Origin of the sequence: Metasolibacillus fluoroglycofenilyticus, assembly GCF_003049645.1 — a bacterium.
In the GTDB taxonomy this organism is placed as follows: domain Bacteria; phylum Bacillota; class Bacilli; order Bacillales_A; family Planococcaceae; genus Metasolibacillus; species Metasolibacillus fluoroglycofenilyticus.
The window spans coordinates 454,784-478,209 of sequence record NZ_PYWK01000001.1 but is presented as its reverse complement, the minus strand read 5'-3'; the positions used below and the strand labels follow the sequence as shown (position 1 = coordinate 478,209).

Here is a 23,426-nt window from a genome sequence, read left to right as displayed (position 1 = left end):
CCTCGATATATTTGCGACTTCTCGGATTTATTTGCGACTTGCCCTGTTTTATTTGCGGCTTTTTACGATTTATTTGTGGCTTCTCCTGCCCTACTTATTAACGGATGATTCTTCTAAGTTACCGACGATTCTCTCCAATTCATAGCCAATTTTTTAATTTTAGGTACATCCTCAAAAAACCTGTAGACTTTGAAAAGTCTACAGGTTTTTATTATCGACTATAGTATTCTACAATGCCGTCATAAATCGCTTGGGCAAAAATTTCAATATATTTTTCGTCTGTTAATTTACTGCGATCCTCTTCATTTGAAATGAAGCCTAGCTCAACTAAAACAGCGGGAAGCACAAGACCTTTAATGACATAATAGTCCACGCGCTTAACACCACGATTGTTCATCTTAGCTTGCTTAACAATTTGACTGTTAATTGCTGTTGCCAAAGCAAAGTCTTCCTTCTCATTATCATTCGAACTAACACTATAATAAGTTTCTGTACCTTTAGCTGACGAGCTAGCAGAGTTTACATGAATGCTGACAAACATTTCTGCATAATTATTTTTAGCAAAATCGACACGATCCTGTAATGATGGATACGTATCTCCTACACGTGTCATCTTCACTACTGCCCCACTTGCTTCGAGCTTAGCTTTTACTAAATTCGATACTTTCAACGTGATTTCTTTTTCTTGAATTGTTTTGCCATGCGTCGTTCCTGGATCTTTACCGCCATGACCTGGGTCAATGACGATGATACGACCCGCTATTTTAGAGCCGGTTTGGTTAATAAAGCGCAAATATGTTTTATGCACATAACCTGTTGTTCCATTATATGTGATATTTGCCCAGTTACCTGAAATTGAATGTACTTCTACTAGCGTACCACGATTGATTTTGCCTAATGAGGCTGCCGAACCTGAGGCAGATGCACGAATATGCAGTCCATCCACCGTTGCACTACCAATCGTTGTTGTATTAAGCGTTGGTGGTATTATCGTTTCTGGTTCTTCAACAGACGGCTCCTCTGGTGTTGTAGGTTCCTCCGGCTCTGGATCAGGTGTTCCGACAACCGGTGGCGTTTCCTCCTCACTACTATCGTTAGGAGCTTCTGTTTCATCATCATTATTAGCTGGTGGTTCAACAGCAATTTCCTTCGTTTGTGAAATTCGTACATAGCCTGGAATGCCATTTTTCTCTGTTAAATACCAATTACCCGTCGTGCCATAGACTTTAATCGTCGCATCGTCTGTGATTGTAGCCATTGCTTGGCTACTCACATCGCGCGCTTTATAAAGGTTGATATCTCCTAATGCTTTGACTTCCTTAATTACCTTATCTAAAGCTTGTCCATCTGCTGCTACAAGCTGTGCGTAATCTTTCGAAATATAAGCATAGCGCCCTTCATAAGCAATTTTTAACCACCCATCTGCGCCAATTTCATATAAATGGAATGTCGCTCCTGTGTTTACTTTGCCTAATATATTTGATGCGTTCGCTGAGTTGGCTGAAGAACGTATATTTAAATTATCAGTAGTCGCACGCACTTGCCCAATTGCATCGGTAACATTTGGTATCGTTACACCCTTAACAGGTAAATCCAAACGATATTTTTCATTTTTAGCACGAGCAATAAATGAGGCAAACTGTGAACGCTTCACAACCTCTGTCGCATTATACTTCGTACCTGTTGTATCACCTTTTGTAATTCCACTATAATAAATAGCTGCAATATATTTATAATAAGCATCTGTTGGCTTAATATCTGTAAACGGTACTGTCAGCTTACCATATTCCTCCGCATCCAAGTTGAAGGCACTTACAAGCACTCTACTCATTTCATCGCGCGTTAGTGGCACATTGGGACCAAATTTCCCTTGAGAGTAAGCTGAGAAATAACCTAATTCTACGGCACGCTCAACATAGCCTGATAATTCTGTTCCAACTTGAACATCAGAAAAAGATGATTTTTGAACAACTAACGGTTTGCTCCCCGTAGCTTCCACAACCATTTTTGCAACTTGTCCACGTGTAACAGGCGCATTCGGTTTAAATATTGTTTTTCCATTCTCCGTGTATCCTTTAATTACTCCTAAATCTACTAAGTAATTAACCTCTCCATACGCTCCATGTGAAGTAGGAACATCGGCGAATCGCGCATTTGCATATACATTATGTATATTAAACATTGACATTATGACGACAATTAACATCAGGCTGACTTTTTTGAAAGACAATGCCTCTTTTCCTCCCTTCTACTTTACCAATTTAATTGTAACAAAAATTTTCCTTCTGCGAAATCCAGATTTCGACTTTATTCCACCTTTTTTGTGAAAATCTTATTTCGACATACGATTTGACGGTAGTCTATCGCAAAAAGTTACAATTTAAGCAAAAAAAGCCTACCCTTCTAAAGCTTTTCATTGTAAATTCAAAGGAAAGCGACTAGATTTAGTGTTTATAACCTTTTTAAACAAATTTCTTCCTTATAATGAAACGCCCTAATAGGTAGACATTTTTCAAGCAGCCTTAAATATCTGCTAAAAACATGTGCTCCTGCGGTTTCTCGTTGCAAAGGGTGCGTCTTAAATGACTTTTCAGACGCACCCTTTCCTCTTATTGTTGCATTGCTCGGTTAATAAACGCCTCAAGATGTGTCAATGTGACATTGTCATTTGCCGCAAATGTGCCGTCGCCTTTACCAACAGTAATGCCTGTAGATGCTAGAATAGCAACATAGTCACTTGACCAATGTGATGCAGGTACATCCGAAAATGTTGGTGCCTCACCTTGCTGCTGTAAATCAAATGCGACAACTAAAATTTTTGCTAGTTGCGCTCGTGTTACAGGAGACGCAGGATTGAATTTGCCATTTTCATCGCCTGAAAAAACACCAATTTTACTTAAAGCTGTTGCAGCACCTGCATATTTTGCTGATGGCTTTATATCGGAAAATGGAGAATTTGTATCTGATGTATCAAGATTTAATGCCTCCGCTAATTGAATTGCCACTTCCCCACGTGAAGCATAGACGGAGAAATCAATTTGTGCATTTTTAACTTCTGCTTTTGCTACTTCATTTGTTGAAAAATTTGTTACGCGCTTAGCGCCAATATAACGCTTCGCCCAATAGGATTCATTAATATTTGTTACACTTACACCTTTACCTGTTTGTGAGTGGATAAATTTTTGATCACCTATGTATATTCCTACATGTGAGATGCCTGCTCCTGATGTATTAAAAAATATTAAATCGCCTGCTTGCAAATTACTTTTGGCAACTGCTTGCCCCTGCCCATACTGAGAACCTGATGTGCGTGACAATGAAATACCTAAATCGTTAAAAACTTGACGGGTAAATCCTGAGCAATCAAAACCATTCGATGTCGTTCCCCCGTATACATATGGTGTTCCAATATATTTATAAGCCGATGACGTTAACTGGTCTACTGATGCTGCTTCTGCCTCATATGAATTTGCACCTGCAAAAATCATAAATGCTGCAAAAACAGGTAATAAAACTCGCTTTTTCAAAATAAAATATTACTCCTTTCAAATTTCCATTGGCTTTATGCCCACTTAAAAGACTATCATAGAAAACTGCGCTATAACTTTTCACTTGTGTGACAGATGACAAAATGGAAAAAAGCGCGAAATAACAGCATTTTAGCTGCCATTTCACGCTTTTTGTATTTTTCACTCGTAATATAGATGTCGACTCCGTAAACACATTGTAATATTACACGCTATTTTTTTACATACCCGCTATTTTCAAGGGCTAAACATTTTTTATTTACTTGAAAAGAGCTGTACCCAATAATATTGACCATTAGTAGCCTGCTTAATGCCGATACCAATATGTGTATAGCTTGATTTTAAAATATTTTCACGATGTGTAGGTGACACCATCCAAGCATCCGTAACGGCTTGCGCGCTATTATAATTGCGCGCAATATTTTCCCCAAAGCTCGTATAAGAGTAATCAAATAACTCCGCCATATCCCAAGGTGCACCATAATGAGGCGATTTGTGTTCAAAATAATTACGCTCTACCATATCCCGCGCCTTAATTACCGCTAATTGTGATAAAAGCAAGTCATGCTTCACAGGGTCAAGACCATGCTCCTGCCTCAGCTTATTGACAATGGCAACGACCTCCTGAGCATCTTTCTTTTTTTCAGCTATTGTCGGTATATAATCCCTCACAAGATAATCATAGGCAACCTCATAATTTTTAACCTTGTCTTGAAATTCCATTCCCCTTGCTGTAAAAGCAGCTAAATGAGCACGAGTTACAGGAGCTGTTGGCTCAAATTTATCCGCTGTTTTTCCCGTAATGATTTCAATATCCGCCAATGATTCAATATAATCTTTAGCCCAATAATTTTTCGGCAAATCTTTGAAAGCTGCTTTATTATAGGCATCTGTTGTAATATGAAAGGCCAGTGCAATTATTTTGGCTAGATGTGCACGCTGTAGCGGCTCATCTGGTTGGAAATATTCATTGTTTTGAATAATTTCTAACTCTGCTAATAGACAAATTTCCATGTAATATGGGTTTGCCGATGTTACATCAACAGCTTGCAAAGAAAAATTTGTTGAAGTGTCACCACCTATTGCCCGCGCAATAATCGCTGCCGCCTCCGCCCTCGTCACTACTTCATTCGGTCTAAATGTGCCGTCTGGAAAGCCTTCCATATAGCCTAAGTTCACGAGCTTCGTAATAGCCGGTGTCGCCCAATATGTACTTGATAAATCTTTATAATAAACCTCCGCCTTCACAGGGGATTGCAAGATAATAAACAATGCCAGTAGCATAATCAGAAGCTTTTTCCTCATCCTCCCACCCCTTGAATGTAAAATTTAGGGCTGTCCAAAAAGGCAGCCCTGTTTCGCAAGTTCAATGAAAATTTGAAAAGGAAAAAGTCAATTGGTATCACCATTTTTGTGACAAATCAACTCTTTCATTGCCTTCCTCCTGTGTTACCCATGTTAAGAGCCACCCATAAAAGACAAAGCTCGTCTCAATGTAGTGAAGGCAATCTTATTTTGGCAGCACATTAAAAGAAAATTTGCATTCCTTCTATCTTGTACTTAAAAAATTCCGCTAAATTCTATGTTTTTCTCGTTTTCAAAAAAGCTCTCGCCATTTTATTAAGCTAAAACACCATCACTAGCGACCAAAAAGCTGGCAACTGCACGGCTTCTTGGTCGCCCTTAGTTATAATCCTAATTCTAATTCATAACGAGTTAAGAATGTATAGTTTATTACTAATATTTTTTCTTCTGCTGTTAATCTATCATATGCCTTACGTGCCGCCTTTACTTTTGATTCAAAAGTACGCACTGTCGGGTCAATTTGGTCAATTGTTGTAATGACTTTTTGCGCATTTTTAATGCTCTTTTCAGCATTTTTCAAAATATCGTAGTTATGCACTTGTTTTTTCAATGCAGATGGCAATGCTTTGTATAAATCGCTTGCTTTCGCCACATCATCAAAATATGTGCTAGAGCTTGATGATAGGCTAGCAATCGTGCTAATGACGTTTTCTACGCCCTCAACATTTGTAATCGCCTCTTGTAGCTTATAGTAATTCGTTACGCGCATCTTTTCCTCTGGCGATAACTTCTCATATGCCGTTCGGGCTGCTTGTAAATTACCAATATAATATTTATCTGATGGCTTTAATTTTTCAATTAAATCATAAACATGCACAACACTCGCTAAATCTGTGTAATCTGCCATATTCGTCACGAACGACTGCTGCTCATTGTTTAATTTTGCTAAAGCTTTTTGAATTTTTGTTACTTGCTTAGCCATATCATTGCGCGGATTAAATAAGCCATCAATTAAATCAATCACTGTTTCAACAGGCTTAATATAGCTTTCCTCCGCTTTTAATTCATTCAGCAATGTCACACCTTTTTTATTGGCAGAGCTTAGTGAATTGTATGCCGCACGCGCCGCCTTCACATTTGCCACATAATCTTTCGGATTACTGCTCTTAATGGAGCGAATCATCTCGTCAACACGAGCGCCCCCTTGTACATTCAACTCTTGCTCTAATAAACGAGCATAGTTAGAAATTTGCGCTTTGTCGCCTGCAGATAATGCATTATAAGCCGCACGTGCCTTCGTCACATCTTCAACAAATGTTTTGCTCGATTCTTTAATAAGAGAAATTTGCTCCATCACTTTGAATATTGGCGCTAGCTCCGTTATTAAACGCTGCTCATTCGCCACAAGCGCCCGATCAGCAAAGCTTAATTTTTCGTGTGCCTTTATCGCTGATTTATACTGCGAAATAAATTTCGTGGCATTCGACGGATCCAGTGCCGCAATATTTTCTGTCAATGTCAAGACAGGCTTCACCGCTTTTTCACGCGTTGTCAAATCCTTGTAATTGCTTACAAGGCGCTGCTCATTTTTCGCTAGAGAATCATACCCCTGACGCGCTTCAATCAACTTATTAATATAATCGCTTGCGGATGGAATCGCTGCCGCAATGAGCGCCTCTACACTTTCTACAGTGCCTCTCATCGCATCGCCTTCATCTAGTAAATGGGCATTAACAACCTTGCTCTGATCCCCAGTAGATAGCGCCGCATAAGCTTCCTTCGCCGCCGCTAAATCCGTCAAATAATCCTTGCTCGTCACCTTTAAATCCGCAATCATGCCAATTACTTTTGCTGATTGGACTACAGATGATAAATCCAGATAATTGAAAACATAAACGTTTTGGGCTGTTGTCAATTTATCATACGCTTTTTTAGCAGCCTCTACCTTTTTTGCGTAATCTTTAGCTGTCGCTCTCGAAGCTATCGGCAAATCAGCAATCAATTTTATGACTTTATTGGCAGCCTTATAGTTTTTCTCAATCGCTTGGAATTCAGCATAGTTTGTCACAAGATTTTTTTGCTTTACTTTTTTATATTCTGCTTTAATATCCGCGATGTCATCGCCAACTGTCTGGCCCGTTTTGCCTTGTAAAGCAGTGATTTTCCCTATCACTGCTGCGGCAGTATCGATATTTCCAATCGCTGTCTCTAATTTCGATACGTATTTGTCCTCTAGCATGTCAGTCAAATCTTTATCTGCTGCAAAATTCGTTTTTAGCGCTGGATAATCTGTATTTAATAATCGCTTCACGTTCGCTTCGTAATTAGCATCTTTCGGCTTTAACGCATTGACATCTTGCATAAACGCTGCAACAGGTGCCAGCGCATCTAAGTCCGCTTTATTATGAACAAAACCTTGCATAGTAGCACCTAGACCGTCATATGCCTTTTGCGCAGATTGAATACGGCTAAGCAACGATGTTTTTGCATAATAGCCCGGCAATGCCGCAATGCTATTTGTTACTTTCAAAACAGTCGTATATTGCTTTTCCAAAGCGCTTAGCTCGCTGTAATTATAAACAAGCTTTTTCGCATTGCTGGATGTACCTGTAAATGTTGTTTCTGTCGTAGCATATTTTTCGTCGTAAAGTGAACGCGCAATGCTTATTTTATTTAGTAACTCATTTGAAGTACTCGTTTTCAAATCCTCAATCGCCGTCCCAATGCTTTTAGCTCGTGCAATATCGTACTCAGCTATTGTCAGCCTATCGTTAGCTGCTTTTAATAAAGCTTCAAGTGCTTCTTTGTGTATGTCATCCGCCGCAATCGGAATCGCTAAAGCTGTCTCATATGCTGTCCGAGCCTCTTGCACGTTAGTTTCGTATGCTTCAACTTCCGCTTGCACCGACTTAGGTAACTTCAAGCTGACGACTTTATCGATAACAGGCTCAAATTGCAGTAAATTTACTAATATTGGATAATTCAATACATGCTGAATCGCTTCGTTCGGCTCAGCTGAATCGCCTTGTAACTTCTTATAAGAAACATCCGCCGCGCGTAGCCTCGATAAATAGCTCGTGCTAAGTGTCGGCTTCAGCTCGTCAATCATTTTCACAACAGCTGCTGCGCTTTTATTATCTTGCTGGAATGCTTGCAACACTTCTAATTTTTCCACAAGCTTTTTCTGTGTTGTCGTTAGTTTATTATAGGCCTGCGTCGCTGCCTGCAATGTTGCTGGCTCCTCAATAAGGAGTGCATCGATTAACGCATCGACAGCATCCGCCGCTTCAACATCCGCTATTGCCGTTTGCAACTTATCCCCATTAAACACGCGGTATTGATGCTGCGGGTCGATTTCATTGAAGGCTGCCACAACTTTCTCTAATGCTGTCTCATCATTCCCTTCTTCTGTCGAACGATATTGCTCCACTTTTAAGCCATCGATCGCCTCAACAACAGTTAATACATTACGTAGCTCTGCTAAATGGGGCAGTTCCAAATAGAGATCATAATCCTCACCAACCGCTACAATAGCAGCCTCTAGGTCTTTCATTTTTGATTTTAATGTGCCGACAGACGTATAATTTGTCGTCAAAATCGTTTTATAAAGCTGATCCGCCTCATCCACTGCCTTTAAAAAATTTTCGGCATTTTTCAGCAACTGATAAGCTGTTACACCATCTTCAACAAGATAGGCCGCAATGATTTTTTTCTCATTCGCATTTAAGGCGTCATAAGCTACCTTCGCCTTCGCGATAACTTCTTTATAAGTAGCCTTATCAAGGTTTTGTAAATCGTCAACATAACCAACCATAAACGCTTGTGGCTTAACAATCTCCTTCTCGCGGTCTTCTAGCAATTTAGCATTCGTCACTGTTTTTTGCAGCAACACAATATTATCAGGTGCTAAATTCCCCGCATAAACTAAGGAGCTTTTTAGCACGCTAGCTGGCGTTGCATTAAAAGCATTATTAACAGCTAACTGTGCTGCAGCTAAATCCACTAATGCTTCATCGTAATCTGCTCTAGCTTGAGACACATCAGCTATTAATGTCGGCGATGTCAAAACAAGCTTATCAATATCCGCTTTGAGCTTTTTTAAATCCTCAATAATGGCAACATGCGTCTCGATATATTCTAGCTTCGCTTCAAGTAAATCATATTCGTCCGCTTCTAAAAGAGCTTCCTGTTCAGGAGTTAAGTTATTAAATGCAGTTCTCGCATACCCGATATTCTGAGAAGTGGAATTTTCTTGTAATGTTATAAATTGCTGGAGCAATATTTCTCTTTCCGATAAATTCGCTAGTACATTAAACGGTTGCTGCTCACTTTGCTGAACGATTGGTGCTTGTTCATTTGCACTCGCTAATGTTGCAGGGGCTACTAGCAAGCTAGCAAGTACTCCAACGCGTACTTTGTTGTTCATGTCTTTATTCATCCTCTCATGCGTAAGTCGACTTAGGTTATTTATCGGTAAAAAGCATATTTTTTCAAGTGGATGATAGGAATTTGTATGTAGTTTTGCGAAACGCATGGGGATTATTCTACGTTTTTTGATGTTTATTCCACGTTTTCAGAGATTTATTCCATGTTTTTCGAGGTTTATTCCATGTTTTCAGAGGTTTATTCCACATCCCTAGGTTTACCTAAGCTCTTCAAGATTTTCGTTTCTTCCCTTTGATCGCCAAGCGCTCTCTAACTTTATCAGCCTCAAACATCAACGAAAGCGTCCAAAATGTCGGCAACTGCACGGCATTTTGGACGCTCTTTTCTATAATGCGTCTGTATATAGTGGGCCTTCTGGTAAATAGTGAAGCATGTCGATTGCTTCGAGGCCGTTTTTAATTTTCATTGTGTAGCCGAATTGATTTGTTGATAAATAGCCTGCTTTTGAGGAAATCATTTCCTCTAATACGTATAAATAGGTTGGGTCAATATCCTTCCATAAACGATAGGATTGAATTAAATCCTCTAATGTTAGATGTTGGTAGTCTGTACCTGCGAATTGACCTTCCTTGTTCACACGATACCAGATATCTCCATTTGAACGAATCCATTTATCCTTTTCAATTGATAGTGCTGTTACAATGGCTGTTGCTGTTTCGAGATATTTTGCATCACCGAATTCATTATAAGCCATTAATAATATGTTCATGCCACCAAGTAAATGATTCATTGATGTGTGGGTTGTGACATTTTGCTTAATTGGGAAATAATCTGGAATATAATAACTATCTCTGCTAACACGAATAACATTGTTATTTGTTCTTTGAGAAACGATTAAATCTGCATAATTTCGTAGCGGCTCCTTGTAATTCGGAATTTCAAATTCAGCTCCAGAATTATAGTAGAATAATGCGATTTGCTCATTAAAACGCGTGTCAATAAACGGTGCGTGAATGTCGTACAAGCCTTGTAAATATGTGCTTGTCACTTCTGTTTCCCAATATGTTTTATCACCCTTAAATTTCTGTAGGCTAATAAAGGAATTTTTCACTAAGTTTGCAAAGTAACGATCCCCTTGCTCCTTGTATAAAACAAGTGCACGATCCTCTTTTACTAACAATAAATTACGTCCGAAGCCTTGATAAGATTTTGGCATCGGCTCCGTCGTTGTAGCCATTTTATTGTAAGGTCCTTCAGCAGTATACCAATTATTGCGCTTTTTATAATTCGCTGCGGTTTCAATCATCCATTTATTCATCGCATCGTCCGTTTTAAAAAGTCGCTCATTTGAATCCATATACCACGTATCTACAATGTCCTGCCCTTGTGAATTTAGCGTATAATACGAAATTAAGTCTGTTCCTAGCCAAATGTATGACAAGGCCTCATACTCCGCTTGTAAATCACGCATATAGCTAGCGCCACCATTATCATATGTTTTCACAAGTTGCTTTGAACGATAAGCCTGTCCAACCATGCGGTCACCAGCAAGCTGGTCATTCGTCATAAAGCGCATCATTCCTGTTGGGTAACTAGATGAATCATAGCCGAACACATCATTTGAGTTTTTTGAAATCGGGAAACGGTCATAGCGGTAAAGACGGAAATTCGTTACGCCCAATTGCTTTTGAAATAAATCAACACTCACCTTAGCATTGTCAGTATTCGTTAATGTTGAAAAAACAAATTCATCCCCGTTTGTCAGCTTGCGCACCGTCACTTTTAATGTAGCATGTGAGCCAATTTTATATGAGTAAATCGTATCTGTTGCAACACCAAAATTTTCAGTTTTCGTATTTGTTAATTTAATTGGCTGCTCTGCACGCACGTATAACGGGCTTTCTCCCTTCGTCACTTGGACAAAGTTTGCTTCTTTACGGAACAATGTAAAATTCGACTGTTGTGTCGTTTCAATGGTATAGTCCTTTGCGACAATATCATTGTTCATAACGAGTGCACGATGAATCATAACAGCAAATGTCACACGATTAACGACAGCTTTCGGGTCATATGTTCCATCTTCACGCCCTGTTGTAATGCCGTGCTGCGCTAGAATTTTGACATTTTCACGATGCGCCTCGCTAATTTTATCCCAATCCTTGAATGTAATAGCCTCGCCTGTATCCTTTAAATGAAAGGCATTCACTAGTGCCGATGCCATCATTTCACGTGTTAATGGTTCGGCTACACCGAAAGTTCCATCTTTCTTGCCTTTAAAAATTCCTGCTTTATATGTAGAAAATACCCCTGCTGCAAAGCTTGATTTTTCACTTACATCTTTGAAAATCGGCTGATATGGCGCCTCTGGTAACTGTAAAGCACCCTTTAACAGATTCGTTGACTGTCCTACTGAAATCGTTAATGCCGGGCGGAACTCTCCATCTGGATAACCATTAATTGCGCCTATTTCAACAAGCTGCATCACTTCATTTTTAGCCCAAAAGCTATTTGGAATATCTGCTAGCTTTTGAGGAACAGTTACATATTGTGCCTCAACTGTAGACTGTTCTTCTAGACTTGGCGTCGTTTCTTCAGTTAGCTGCTCTTCCTCGGCGAGCTTGCCCTCTGCCTCTACTTTCTCCTCTTGCCCCTCGACTTGTTCAGGTGCCGCTGTTTCCTCTTCCACTGTGCCAATAAGTGGTTCATTATCGTTCTGCTCCTCCGCTGCATAAATAGCTGCTGGCGTCATTGCAGAGCTAACAAGCAAGAGCACAAGTAATGTAGATAGTAATTTCTTCATCTCGCTATAACTCCTTCTTTCATATGCTTCAACTTATTTTTTGCTTTAACTTTTTTATTATACATGACGAACATCCATCACGCCTCGACTAGCTTTATTCTAGATTTCCCCATCAAACCACGCATCGATAAAGCCTCCACCTCACCGCCTATAAAGGCAGAAGAAATTTAAAAGATGGTGTAGCAAGCTACACCATCTTACATTTTATATTAAAATGCATCGAACTTTTATTACAGTTTCGTTACTTTATAGTAATAATAGCTTTTTTATTGTTGTCCGTACGTATATCGCTGCGTGTTTCCATCAAATGAGAAGACAGTTTTTCTAAAATCAAGTACGTTATCTGCTGCATCTGTAATTGTTACATTTGGATTTAATTCAACTGTTACTACTTCACCTTGTTGAATCGTACGTGATAGAACAATATTTAATACTCTATTATCACTACTATAATTAACACCTGTTGCTATGTCTGTATTACCAATTTTCACAGAGAATGGGAGAGTAGATGTAGTACGCACAGGCTCTGAGAATGTGAGGCTGATTCTTTCCCCAACTTTTTGTGGATTGATGGATACATTAATTCCATCTGTTACATATGGTTTAATATTTTCACGCAACACTAATGGCACATTATAATAAGGATCTACTAATACATTACGACCAGTTGCATAAACATTATTAATTGTTACATTTGTTAAGAATTGATCTAATTGTGCTGTATCGTTTACTGTGACACGTAAATCAATTTGACGGTTAGCCAGTCCACCTTGTGTCGGTAAAGCACTCACTACCTGTGCCCCTTCTACAAAATAATTTGTAAAATCTGCTGCTGAAGCAAAATCAACAGCATGTGAGTATGTTACACGAATGTTTTGGTATCTGCTGCCTTCAGTTGTAGGAACCGATTCTACTCTTTCAACAATTACTCTACCTGTAACACTACCTAAATCACCTAAACGGTCAAAATTAATTTGCTGTGGTGCAGTTGCGACAGCGTACCCATATTCGCTAATTACACCTGTTAAATGCAATTGCCCAACATATTTTGCACCTGCAAAGTCTGTACCAACGCCTAATAAGTCACGTAGCTTAACACGTAGCGCTTTATCGTTCGCTGCTACTTTTTGTGGGATTGCAGAAACATTCAGTTGTCCTTGTTGACCATTTGATTGTGAGTACCACCCTGTAAAGGCTATATTTGGGTTAGGCGCCAAGTTAATATTGCGGTCAAATAAAACTTCTAAATATTCCTCATTATTTTCTTTGACAACCTTTGTTGATACATAGTTCGGCACCGTTGTATCTCTGACGAAATTAAAGTACATATAAAATGTATTTACTTCACCTGATAGGTCTGTGATGTAGCGACCTGATGCGTTCGCTACTGTTGCATACCCATTTAATTCCTGTGCTGTTTCAATGACATACGCCTTCGGTTCATTTTTATCTTTTTCTACATTAATAACACCTAAAGTTTGTGAGTTTTGTGTTACCGTAATGTCTGAACGCGTCAAATCACGAATTTCCTCTGAGAAAATCAGCTTAAATTTACGTGCTCCAACTTGCTCAATATTTAATAATGTTGGGGCAACACCATCACGGACACCGATTGTAGCTGACGTTTTAATGGTATTTGCAGGTGCAACATTATTTGAAATATCCACTAATGCACCGAACGTAATATTGACAGTAGTTCCTGGCGATAAAGCTACTCCATTCACTGATGCATTTGTAAAGTCATATGTTACCTCTGTTGCATTTCTTTCTAATACCCCCGTTACATTCGAAATAATCGAACCGTTCGGTAATGTAAATTGCGTTGTTCCAGAAGTGTTTACTACAGGCTCTGTAAACTTTACCTTTATTCGTGTGGCACTTGCATTTTCAACAGAAGCAATATCCGGCGCTGCTTTGTCTGCGACGAATGTTGGCACTTCATCATATTTAATCAACGTTAAGCCTTTTTCCGTTTTTACACCTTCTACAACAACATTATAGCGCCCTTCTGCTAAAGGCTTTAATCCTTTAATCGTTACTGTTAAAGATTTTTTATCAGCGCTTAGCTCACCTTTTAGTAAATCTACTTTACCTGGTGTTGCGATTCCCGCTACTTTAACAATTTTATTTACATCTGCTTCATTTAATACGTTAGCAAGTGCCACTGGTTGGTTAAAGTCAATTTTAATTTGCGCACTATTCGGATTTGAAACCGCAGTTACCTTTAAGTCTGGCACTTCATATTTTACTTTTGCAGAATACTCTACTTTATCAATTGTGAATGTTACATCTGTTTCCACATTTTCAACTAACGGCTTTGACAGCGTTACTGTATATGCTTTGTCATCTGACAACGTCACTGAAAGCTTGTCCGCTGCTTGCACTTCTATTTTTTTAACTGTTAAAACAGGCTTCGTTTCAACATTTAACATATGGTATAGGAAATAAGCAAACTGCCCACGCTTCGTCATATCTTTCGGGTTAAATGAAGCACCTTTTACCATGTCATAATAATCGAGTACCGCAATATTTGTTTGGTGTTCAACTGTTGTTCGATTTAAGTCAGAAATTGTGCTTGTAAAGCCCTGTTCCTTCACATGCGCTACATAATCAAAGTCATTGATAACATTAAATGCGCGCACAAGCACCGTTGCCATTTGGTCACGACGCATTTCATCGCGGTGCATTAACTGACCAGCGCTACCTTGGAACACCCCTACATCTTTAACAAGTGCCGCATATTGTAAGAGCTCGTCCTGAGATTGAGCTGTTAAATCTGTAAAACGCATTTTCGTTTTGTAATCACTTGGAACCTCATGCCCTAATGACACTAAATATTTTCCTAATAGCTTTACAACATCTGAACGCGTTAATGAATTGTTTGGAAGAAACGTTCCATCTGGATAGCCATTAATAATCCCCGCATCTACTAATGCTAAAATTTCATTCTCATACATATGACCATTCAAATCTTTAAAAGATGCCGCACTTGCAACTGGCGCTACCGCCGAAGCTACTAACGCTATTGCTGCCGTAGAAGCTAGCATTTTTTTATATGATTTTTTCATTTATTCTTCCTCCTTTAATAGAAATGCTAAAATTACAACCTATTTGTTATTTTAACATTTTTTTTTGCTCTTTTGGTGTCTAGCATAATTTTTTACATAAAATTAGACGCATATTTTTGGAGGAAGTTACATTAAAAATGATTTATTTGAATATTTGCGATTTGCCCCGGGTTATTTGCGACTTTTCGAATATATTTGCGACTTCTCCCGATTTATTTGCAACTCCTCGAATATATTTGCCCCTTGCCTCAGTTCTCGCTCTATTTTTTTACAGAAATCAAGTATTTCCTTCCTTTTTTATCTCCTTCGTGTGGAAAGTTTAGCTTTTTTAATAGACGGCTTGCAGCATAGACTGAAGTGACTCCAGTAAAATTACGAAATTCCCTATTTGTAATCCAACTATTAATTAGCAACTTGTAATCTTCCATTGCTTGCAGTAATAGCGCACCTCCATCCTTTGTTTTACATTTAAGGCAGATGAATTGCCCGTATTGAAATAACATTTTGTGATTATTATTACAATTTCCACATAGAACGCCTGTGTGTATTTTTGTTTTATCAATATTTAATTTTGGTGTGGAAATCGTATGCATTTGAAGTAACTCATATTTAAGTTGTTGGAGTTGTTCTTTTGATAATTGTGGTTTGTACATCATTAGAAGCTTTCGAACATAGAATTCCAAACCGCTACAATGAATGATTGGTTCATTTGGGGGTATTTGACCAATAATTGTTTTCGGGTGGGCTAGCACAATTACATAGATGACAGGCAAAATGGGGAATAGCTGTCGTAGGAAGCGTTGATGACGGCGTACTTGATCAAGTGGATTTCTAAAGCCCTGGAGAGTTCCGTTTTCAAGAGTTCGAGTAAACTGATGGCACTTTTCATTAAAATCAATACGCCCCGCAATATTTTTAATTTCAACGATAAGAATAAACTTTTCGCAAAGAAATAGCGTATCCATTTGATGCGTAGCTGTGCTGAAATTATGAAGTAAAAAATACTTCTCATCTAATTGCATATCATGCCAGCTACGGTCGACATATCGCTCTCCGGCTAGCCCCTGTTGCACTCGAATTAATTCATCTTTTAATCCCGGGAACCCTCGACGAATGGCAGCTTGCAATAAATATTCTTTTACGGATTCCTCTCGAGGTAAAATAACCATTCAAACCCTCCCTTTTACAGTCATTTTATTGTATCGTCCTGCTTGTTTGCAATCATTTAAAGTAAAAATTTCGTAATATTAACTAAAATAAAAGACTGCTCAAAAATCTGAGCAGCCTCTTTGTTTTACTATAAACCGTCAATTACTTCCAAGAAATTAATGACCATTTTTGCCGTGTGCGCACGTGTTGCTGGTGCTGTTGGCTTGAACTTCCCTTGGTCACCTGATGCAATACCTAGTTCTTCAAGCATTGCAATCGCTGTAATTGTTTCTTCATTGTACTTGCCTAAGTCAGTAAATGATGGCTGACCTTTTGGCACATACTTCTCACCAGTTACATATTCATAAGCACGATATAGCATTAATGCAAGCTGTGCACGCGTCACGTCACCTGATGGATTGTATTTACCATCTGTTCCTTTTGCAATACCTGCTTCAAAAATTGCGGCAATTTCAGCCTGTGTTGCCTCTGCATATTTGCCAATATCGCTGAATGGTGCATTCTCACTCGCTTTTAAATCTAATGCTCGTGCTAAAATGGATGCGAATTGTGCTCGTGTTACGTTGGCATCTGGCTTCACTTCACCGTTTTCATTTCCTTTTAAAAGACCTTTGTTAATCATTTGTTGGATATAGCTTGCTGCCCAGTGGTTTGCTGGTAAGTCTGTTGGCACAAACGATGGAGCTGGTTTTTCTTGCTCCTCTGGCTGTGTTATTTCAGGCTTTTCAGCTTCTGGTTTCGCTTCTGGTGTTGTTGCACCGCCACCACCAGTGCTACCTCCTCCACCAGAGCCTCCACCACCAGTCCCACCACCTGGATTTGGTTTTGGATTTGGATTTGGCTCAGGGTTTGTTTTACCTGGATTTACCGTGACAGGAATCACCACTGTATTTTTGCCGTAATTCACTGTAATTGTTGTTGTGCCGGATTTTTTCGCTGTTACTAAGCCTTCCGTTACTTCCACAATACTATTATCAGCAACCATATATGTCGCCAACTTCGTTACATCTACAACCGTGTTTGACTCAAATGTTGTTGGTCTAGGTGGACCATCAGCTTTTGTAGTTGCATTTATTGGTGCAGATGACTGTTTAACAGGTACAGATGAAACAAATGTTAGCTTATTTGAGGCTGCCTTTGTGAAATCTTCTTCATCCACATTATTTGAAATATCCAATCCATCCGATAATGTCGCAGCATCAAGTTTATTGATTATATTTTGTGATGTAATAATTGAAACTTCTTCTCCGAAAATCGTGTGCTCGCTTATATTGCCAGCAGCATCTAAAATAATAATCGTTATAGAATCTGTTGCTTCATTTAATTGCTCTCCTACATTAAATGCAAATGTTCCATCCTGCTGTAAAGTAATGAAGTCGTCTTCAATAATTTCATCATCACGTGTGACAGCATACAATACAATTAATTTACTATTAATATCGTAGCTTAAACCGTAAGATGCTAATAATGCTTTATAATCAACATATTTGTCATCTATTTGGGCATCTACTGCAATATTTACAGTATCACTTGATGTAACCGTCGCCGTATCACCCGATGTTACTGAATCAGATGTAATATTTATATTCTTCAATGCAGCGGCTGTCGATTTGACAAAGACAGGTCCCACATAATCTCCGATTACCCCCGTTGGCGTTAGAGCAGTGAAATCAATTGTATAAACTCCATCTGGAATAAGCTCAGCGCCTGTGCTACCCCACGGTGTATAGTAACCATCTATCTCTAAGCGCCATGAGCCTGCTCCAAGTGAGGTACTTGCATGTAAATAGCCGATATACCCGTCATCATACTCACCACCCTCTGGATCCTCTAAATCCCAAAGCTCAATATAGTTTGTGGCAACATCGCCTGTTAATGTAAAGGTCAACTCAGCGCTGTCATTAATACCATCATCATTAAACGATAAATCTGTTTCCGTAATCGCCATATTTTCAATAGTTGTTGGTGCTTCTCCACCAAAATCTGCAGCGAAAGGTAACGAAATCGTTGTATGCGTCACAGGCGTTGTTGTCGTTTTCTCAACAACATTTAACTGAATCGCCTCTTCCTCCGTCATGTTTAATTCAGCTCTATCTACGAAAATTTGAGTTTCTGTAGTTACCGTTTGAGATGGTGTGAGATGGATATAGCCAAAAATTTCATCCCCTAATTTTGCTGCCGTGTTGCGTGAGGCTGTTAATGTGACAGTCAAAAGTTCCTCACCGTTTAAAGTAAAGGAGGATTTGTCAACCGTTACCGTAGCATCACCAAAGCCTTGTAGCATATCAACAGAAACGCTATAATTACCACCTATACCGCCAATGTCTTGCACGGTTATTTCTTTTGTTATTGAAATATTTTGTTCTTTAATCGGCTGGGGTCCAAATGTCACAGAACCTTTTTCATGCGCTACGATTGCACCGCTTGCATCACGTTTCGCTGTGTCTTGCACGTAGGCAAGAGCACTTGGAAATGCTGCCTCGTAGGCATTAACGCGTCCCGCTCCTTGGTCAAATACATCATATTTCGATGTATCTAAAATATCAGCAGTATTTGCTAACGCTACTTTCACATCAAATGGTGTCCAGCTCGGATTTGCCTGCTTTATTAATGCTGCAATTCCTGCAATATGCGGAGTAGCCATTGATGTACCTGTTTTACGGTCGTATGCTTGCGCTGGATTGATTGCCTCTCCAGCAGCAGTATTTGTTTTATAAGTAGGCACTGTTGACATAATATTTGTCCCTGGTGCTACTACATCCGGCTTAATATCAAAGTTTGGCGTAGACGGTCCGCGAGAGCTTGAATCGTTTATTTCATCTCCAATAGATGACACAGAGCCGTACTCATTAAAGCTAATTGTTCCTACTGTCGCAGAAGCTAACGCACTTCGTAAAGCTTCCCCATCCGTTACCGACATATCAAATGTTGGAATAAAATCAAAAGAATCTCCTAAAAATGTTTCAGAAGGTCCTGGCGCATTCGTACCACCTGCAAAGTTATGAATAATCGCCCCGACTGCTCCAGCATTTTTTGCATGCTCTATCTTCTCCACAAAGGGTATATCTCCTCGTGAAATAAGTGCAATTTTTCCATTCACATCAATACCCGTATAATTAGCAGCCGTCCCTATACCCGGTACAGCGACTAATTCAAACTCGCCACTTAACTGCTGCGCTAAATCTTCCCCAAATGTTGTTGCCATTAAATTAAGCTGTTGCGACCATTCAAAACTTCCTGCTGATACAGTCGTTACTGCATGATAGGCTGTTTCAGGATTCGTTGAGTTTCCGACAGCAATCCCTAGTGGTGATGTTGCTGGTGTTCCCATAGTACCTCGCCCAGGTCCATCATTCCCCGTTGCGATTACCGCAATTACTCCAGCCAATGCCGCGTTATTAATAGCAAATGAGCTTGCATCATTTTCTGAATTCGAGCCACCACCTAAAGATAGATTAATAACATCTATCTCCTGTTCAACAGCATATTCAATCGCTGCCACTATGCCTGATGTTGCCCCGCTTCCATAGGCTCCTAGCACACGATAAGAATATAAATCGACTTTGGGAGCAATCCCTTTAATACCATATTGATTGGCACCTATTGCCGCGATTGTTCCCGCTACATGCGTACCATGTGACGTCGCATATGAGCTTCCGCGCGCATTTACAAGCGGTTGATGGTCAGGTCGTTCAAATGGTTTCGTTTCAGAGCCATCATTGTCATCACGTGGGAGTTTATACATATTCGGATCATGCAGGATAAAGTTTTTACCACCTTTATAAATGCCCGCAAACTCTGGGTGTGTTGTATCAATGCCCGTATCTAAAACAGCAACTTTAACACCTTGTCCCTCTATACCTCTTGCCCAAAGTTGCTCAATGCCTAAAAACGAATTACTCGTATTCATATATGCCTCTACTTGACCAGCAGCCGAAGCTTCTTCATAAGCATATACTTCAGCATCTGGTTCAATCAGCGTAACTCCTTCTATTTCTAGCAATTTTTCTAAATCACTAGCTTTTATTTGTGCTGCAAAGCCATTTAATACTGTATTAAATGTATAGCCTTGCTCAAAGGAAACATTTTCCTTCTTTATTTCTTGAAGCACTTCTGCTTGTTGCATTTGTACAGTTTGTTCCACTTTTTGTGCTTCTGCTGCACTAAAGCTTCTTCCTTCTAAATCTCGAATTCCTTTTTCTAGAGCGACAGGTTTCTCAGATAAATGCACAATGACTGCAACTGGACTATTCCCAGATAAATCCTGCAAATCAGGATGCAGTACTGCTGGTCCATTAGAAATATTTAGTTGTTCGACTATTGCTGCTTTTGTTAGTAATGTGGCTTCATCATTTGACAATTTTAGTTCGCTAAAATCATCATTCGCCGATACTTGCATTGGCGAAAGCATACTGAGGATCATGATAAATGCTACGAAAATAGCAAATAATTTTTTGGTCCCTTTGTTCCTCAACAACAATTCCTCCCTCAAATAATTTAATTTGAACCCCATACTACAAAAAGCGAGTTAATAAAGTGAATGCCCAATCTGCATAGACTCCTACCTTTACAGATTATGAATCTTCACTAATCGTGCAAAGCTTGCTACCTATGAATGCGCAAATCAATTATTAACTCTAATCCCGCCAACAAACAGCCACTCTGTCACAATGATGCTTGTCTATTCAAACAGGATACTATGACAATATATGCTCAAAAATATTATTCTATGTGAAAAATATTTCAAAATACTTCATAGATTCCTATCATAATTTCGGAAAATTAGTTAGAAGTAGAGTATTTGATTTAGCTAAGGAGGAAATAAATGTTGTAAGAGGTTACCCAAAAAATATGAAAGGATAAGAAGCATCATAATTATTCGCAATTTATCTAAAGAATGTTCCCCCAAATAAAAACGCATGAAATCAAATCATTTTTTCGATTTCATGCTCCTTATTTAATTTAAAACGAACTCGTTTGTTACTCATACTGTCGGCATTGATTATTCTTCTTCAACTAATTCTCAAGGGAAACTATGGTTTCTAACGAAATATTTAGCCGCTGCCTCAAACTATTTCAACCTGCGTAATAAGGTATTTTTAGTTTCATTATTTGGCAACTCCTGTACTATTTTCATTGCTAAATCTCGATTGCTCTTTGTCTTTTTCTTTTCGTAATTGGTTACACGGATTTTAGCCTTTTCTAGCTGATTATTTAAAATAACTTGTACGCGTTTAGATAATTGCGCGCTTCGCGTCTCATCATGTACTTCATCAATAGCCTTCAATGCAGCATTGTAATTTTTCAGTGTTGATGTCTTTGCATATGCCGAGACATTTGTTTCAGCTAATTGGTTAAGCGTTTGCACTTTACTATTTAGCTTATTAAGCAAGTCAGTTTTGACAGTTGACACAGGTACCATATTAATAGCAGCTTGCGCATTCTTAAAATTTTGTTTTGTAGGTTTTTTCAAAAAACGTTCTAATTGTGCAACAGCAGGTGTCGCAAACTGTTGCAATGCCTTCTCTAGACGCTCCTCCAGCTGCTCGCTACCAGCAATTCCCTGTATATTTTTTAAGGCTTTGCTCGCCCTACTATAGGTATGCGCTGTTTGATTATAAATAAATTTATCTACTTCTTTTGTTGCATTTTCTAGATGTTGAGCTAAAGCCTCATCAAATTTCTTTTGCAGAAAAGCTTTTTTATCTCCTGACTTCATTTCACCGACGAGCTTGTTCAACTGAACGTAAGTACCCTCTGTTGGCTTTATGATGAATTCAGCTAATAATGGCTCAATCTGCTCAATAAGTAATCGCTCAGTTTTATTCTGCTCATTTTGTAGCGCAAGAGCTTCCAAGCTTCGATACTTTGGGAAGCCATGACCATACCATTCATCATGACCCGGTGAACCCAAATCCTCTGCCATTAGATGTAGTCCTTCACGCAGTTCTTTTGCCGTTAATTCTGGATACTGCTCAATTAATAAAGCTAACAAACCTGTAATATGCGGTGCTGCCAATGAGGTTCCTTCATATGTAGCGTATTGATTATTCAAAAAGGTGCTATAAATATCCTCTCCCGGTGCTGCAAAATCATTCTCAATGCCTGTCCCGCTATATGGGGAACGAATTAATTGGCGATTTACTGACGCAACAGCTATTACTTCATCATGACGCGCAGGGTAATTGATTGTGGCGCCAGTGCCATTAGCAGTCCCCTCATTCCCACTAGCAGCTACAATAAGCACCCCACTCTCTGCCGCACTTTTCACAGCCTCATACAGCACCTCGCTGTACTCCAAGCCTCCAAAACTCAAATTAATGATATGGATGTTGTTGTCAATCGCCCAGTCTATTCCCTTTATAACGGTTAGTGCACGACCCATCCCATCGTTTTCAATCACCTTCACGGCATATAATTCTACATTGGGCGCAATCCCAGCAATCCCGAATCCATTATGCTGTGCTGCAATAATACCAGCTACATGTGTACCATGTCCGTGCACATCATCATATGTATCTCCAATAAAAGAAATAGCACCTGCGATTTTTAAATCAGGGTGGCTTGCAATTCCCGAATCGAGTACAGCCACCTTAACGCCTTTACCTGTATAGCCATTTACCCATGCATCATGAACATTCATTGCATCTAAATTCCAATGCTGAACCTCAGCTAATGAAGCTCCTGTCATAAGCTGCGCTTGTTCGTTCAGCTGTATAGACTGATTATCCTCAAATAAACGAATTTGCGAATGGCTTGCAAGTTTAGCATACGGTTCTGCTTCTAATCGAACGACAATAAAAGGCAAGTTTTTAAACTCCTCTATAACTTCACTTGCATGCTGTATAGCAATTTTCTTACCTTCCTCCGATTTATATTGCACAATTACCTCTTTTTGCAAATTCGCAAAAGCATGTGGCTGCATGATTATGCACAAAACAAATACAAAACTTAAAGACAACAGCCTTCTCATAAAGCTTTCCACCTTTTCATTATTTTTCATAACAGAGTTTTTGTCCTTGTTGATATAATTAATAAGCATATTGCCAATGATTCTACCAACTTCTCATCGCTAATTTCTTAGTGTTTTATAGTGAAATTATACTATAAAATTAATACAGGTCAAATTTACTATCTTTAAACAAATTTATGATAAAAATAAGACGCATG

Annotated in this window: 9 protein-coding genes; all 9 read right to left on the bottom strand. The window is 39.1% G+C overall.

Annotated features, from left to right (window positions below; genetic code table 11):
• Positions 1-211: 211 nt before the first annotated feature.
• The 9 genes from C9J36_RS02045 to C9J36_RS02005 all read right to left on the bottom strand — a co-directional run bounded on the left by C9J36_RS02045 (position 212) and on the right by C9J36_RS02005 (position 23,229).
• Complete coding sequence (locus C9J36_RS02045; protein WP_107942094.1) at positions 212-2,230, bottom strand: N-acetylmuramoyl-L-alanine amidase; 2,019 nt, start codon at positions 2,228-2,230, stop codon at positions 212-214.
• 379 nt (positions 2,231-2,609) lie between these two features.
• Positions 2,610-3,527, bottom strand: a complete 918-nt coding sequence (locus C9J36_RS02040) for a C40 family peptidase (protein ID WP_107942093.1) — start codon at positions 3,525-3,527, stop codon at positions 2,610-2,612.
• Between the two features lie 255 nt (positions 3,528-3,782).
• Complete coding sequence (locus C9J36_RS02035) at positions 3,783-4,832, bottom strand: CAP and S-layer homology domain-containing protein (RefSeq protein WP_107942092.1); 1,050 nt, start codon at positions 4,830-4,832, stop codon at positions 3,783-3,785.
• Between the two features lie 382 nt (positions 4,833-5,214).
• Entirely contained in the window at positions 5,215-9,258 is a 4,044-nt protein-coding gene (locus tag C9J36_RS02030) for a hypothetical protein (protein ID WP_107942091.1), read from the bottom strand.
• 345 nt (positions 9,259-9,603) lie between these two features.
• Positions 9,604-12,018, bottom strand: coding sequence for an S-layer homology domain-containing protein (locus C9J36_RS02025; protein ID WP_107942090.1), 2,415 nt, complete (start codon positions 12,016-12,018; stop codon positions 9,604-9,606).
• A 266-nt stretch (positions 12,019-12,284) separates the two neighbouring features.
• Positions 12,285-15,086 carry an S-layer homology domain-containing protein gene (locus C9J36_RS02020; RefSeq protein WP_107942089.1) on the bottom strand — a complete coding sequence of 934 codons (2,802 nt, stop codon included), beginning with the start codon at positions 15,084-15,086 and terminating at the stop codon, positions 12,285-12,287.
• A gap of 260 nt (positions 15,087-15,346) precedes the next feature.
• Positions 15,347-16,255: a nuclease-related domain-containing protein gene (locus tag C9J36_RS02015; RefSeq protein WP_107942088.1), complete on the bottom strand. Its 909-nt coding sequence runs from the start codon at positions 16,253-16,255 to the stop codon at positions 15,347-15,349.
• A gap of 128 nt (positions 16,256-16,383) precedes the next feature.
• Positions 16,384-20,679, bottom strand: a complete 4,296-nt coding sequence (locus tag C9J36_RS02010) for a S8 family serine peptidase (protein WP_430010632.1) — start codon at positions 20,677-20,679, stop codon at positions 16,384-16,386.
• A gap of 648 nt (positions 20,680-21,327) precedes the next feature.
• A complete protein-coding gene (locus tag C9J36_RS02005; RefSeq protein ID WP_161956369.1) occupies positions 21,328-23,229 on the bottom strand; it encodes a S8 family peptidase in 1,902 nt (633 codons plus the stop codon).
• Between the last annotated feature and the right edge of the window lie 197 nt (positions 23,230-23,426).

Coding starts and splice junctions, on each gene's coding strand:
- C9J36_RS02025 (WP_107942090.1), bottom strand. CDS start 12,018: ATGAAGAAATTACTATCTACATTACTTGTGCTCTTGCTTGTTAGCTCT.
- C9J36_RS02015 (WP_107942088.1), bottom strand. CDS start 16,255: ATGGTTATTTTACCTCGAGAGGAATCCGTAAAAGAATATTTATTGCAA.
- C9J36_RS02010 (WP_430010632.1), bottom strand. CDS start 20,679: ATGATCCTCAGTATGCTTTCGCCAATGCAAGTATCGGCGAATGATGAT.
- C9J36_RS02020 (WP_107942089.1), bottom strand. CDS start 15,086: ATGAAAAAATCATATAAAAAAATGCTAGCTTCTACGGCAGCAATAGCG.
- C9J36_RS02005 (WP_161956369.1), bottom strand. CDS start 23,229: ATGAGAAGGCTGTTGTCTTTAAGTTTTGTATTTGTTTTGTGCATAATC.
- C9J36_RS02035 (WP_107942092.1), bottom strand. CDS start 4,832: ATGAGGAAAAAGCTTCTGATTATGCTACTGGCATTGTTTATTATCTTG.
- C9J36_RS02030 (WP_107942091.1), bottom strand. CDS start 9,258: ATGAACAACAAAGTACGCGTTGGAGTACTTGCTAGCTTGCTAGTAGCC.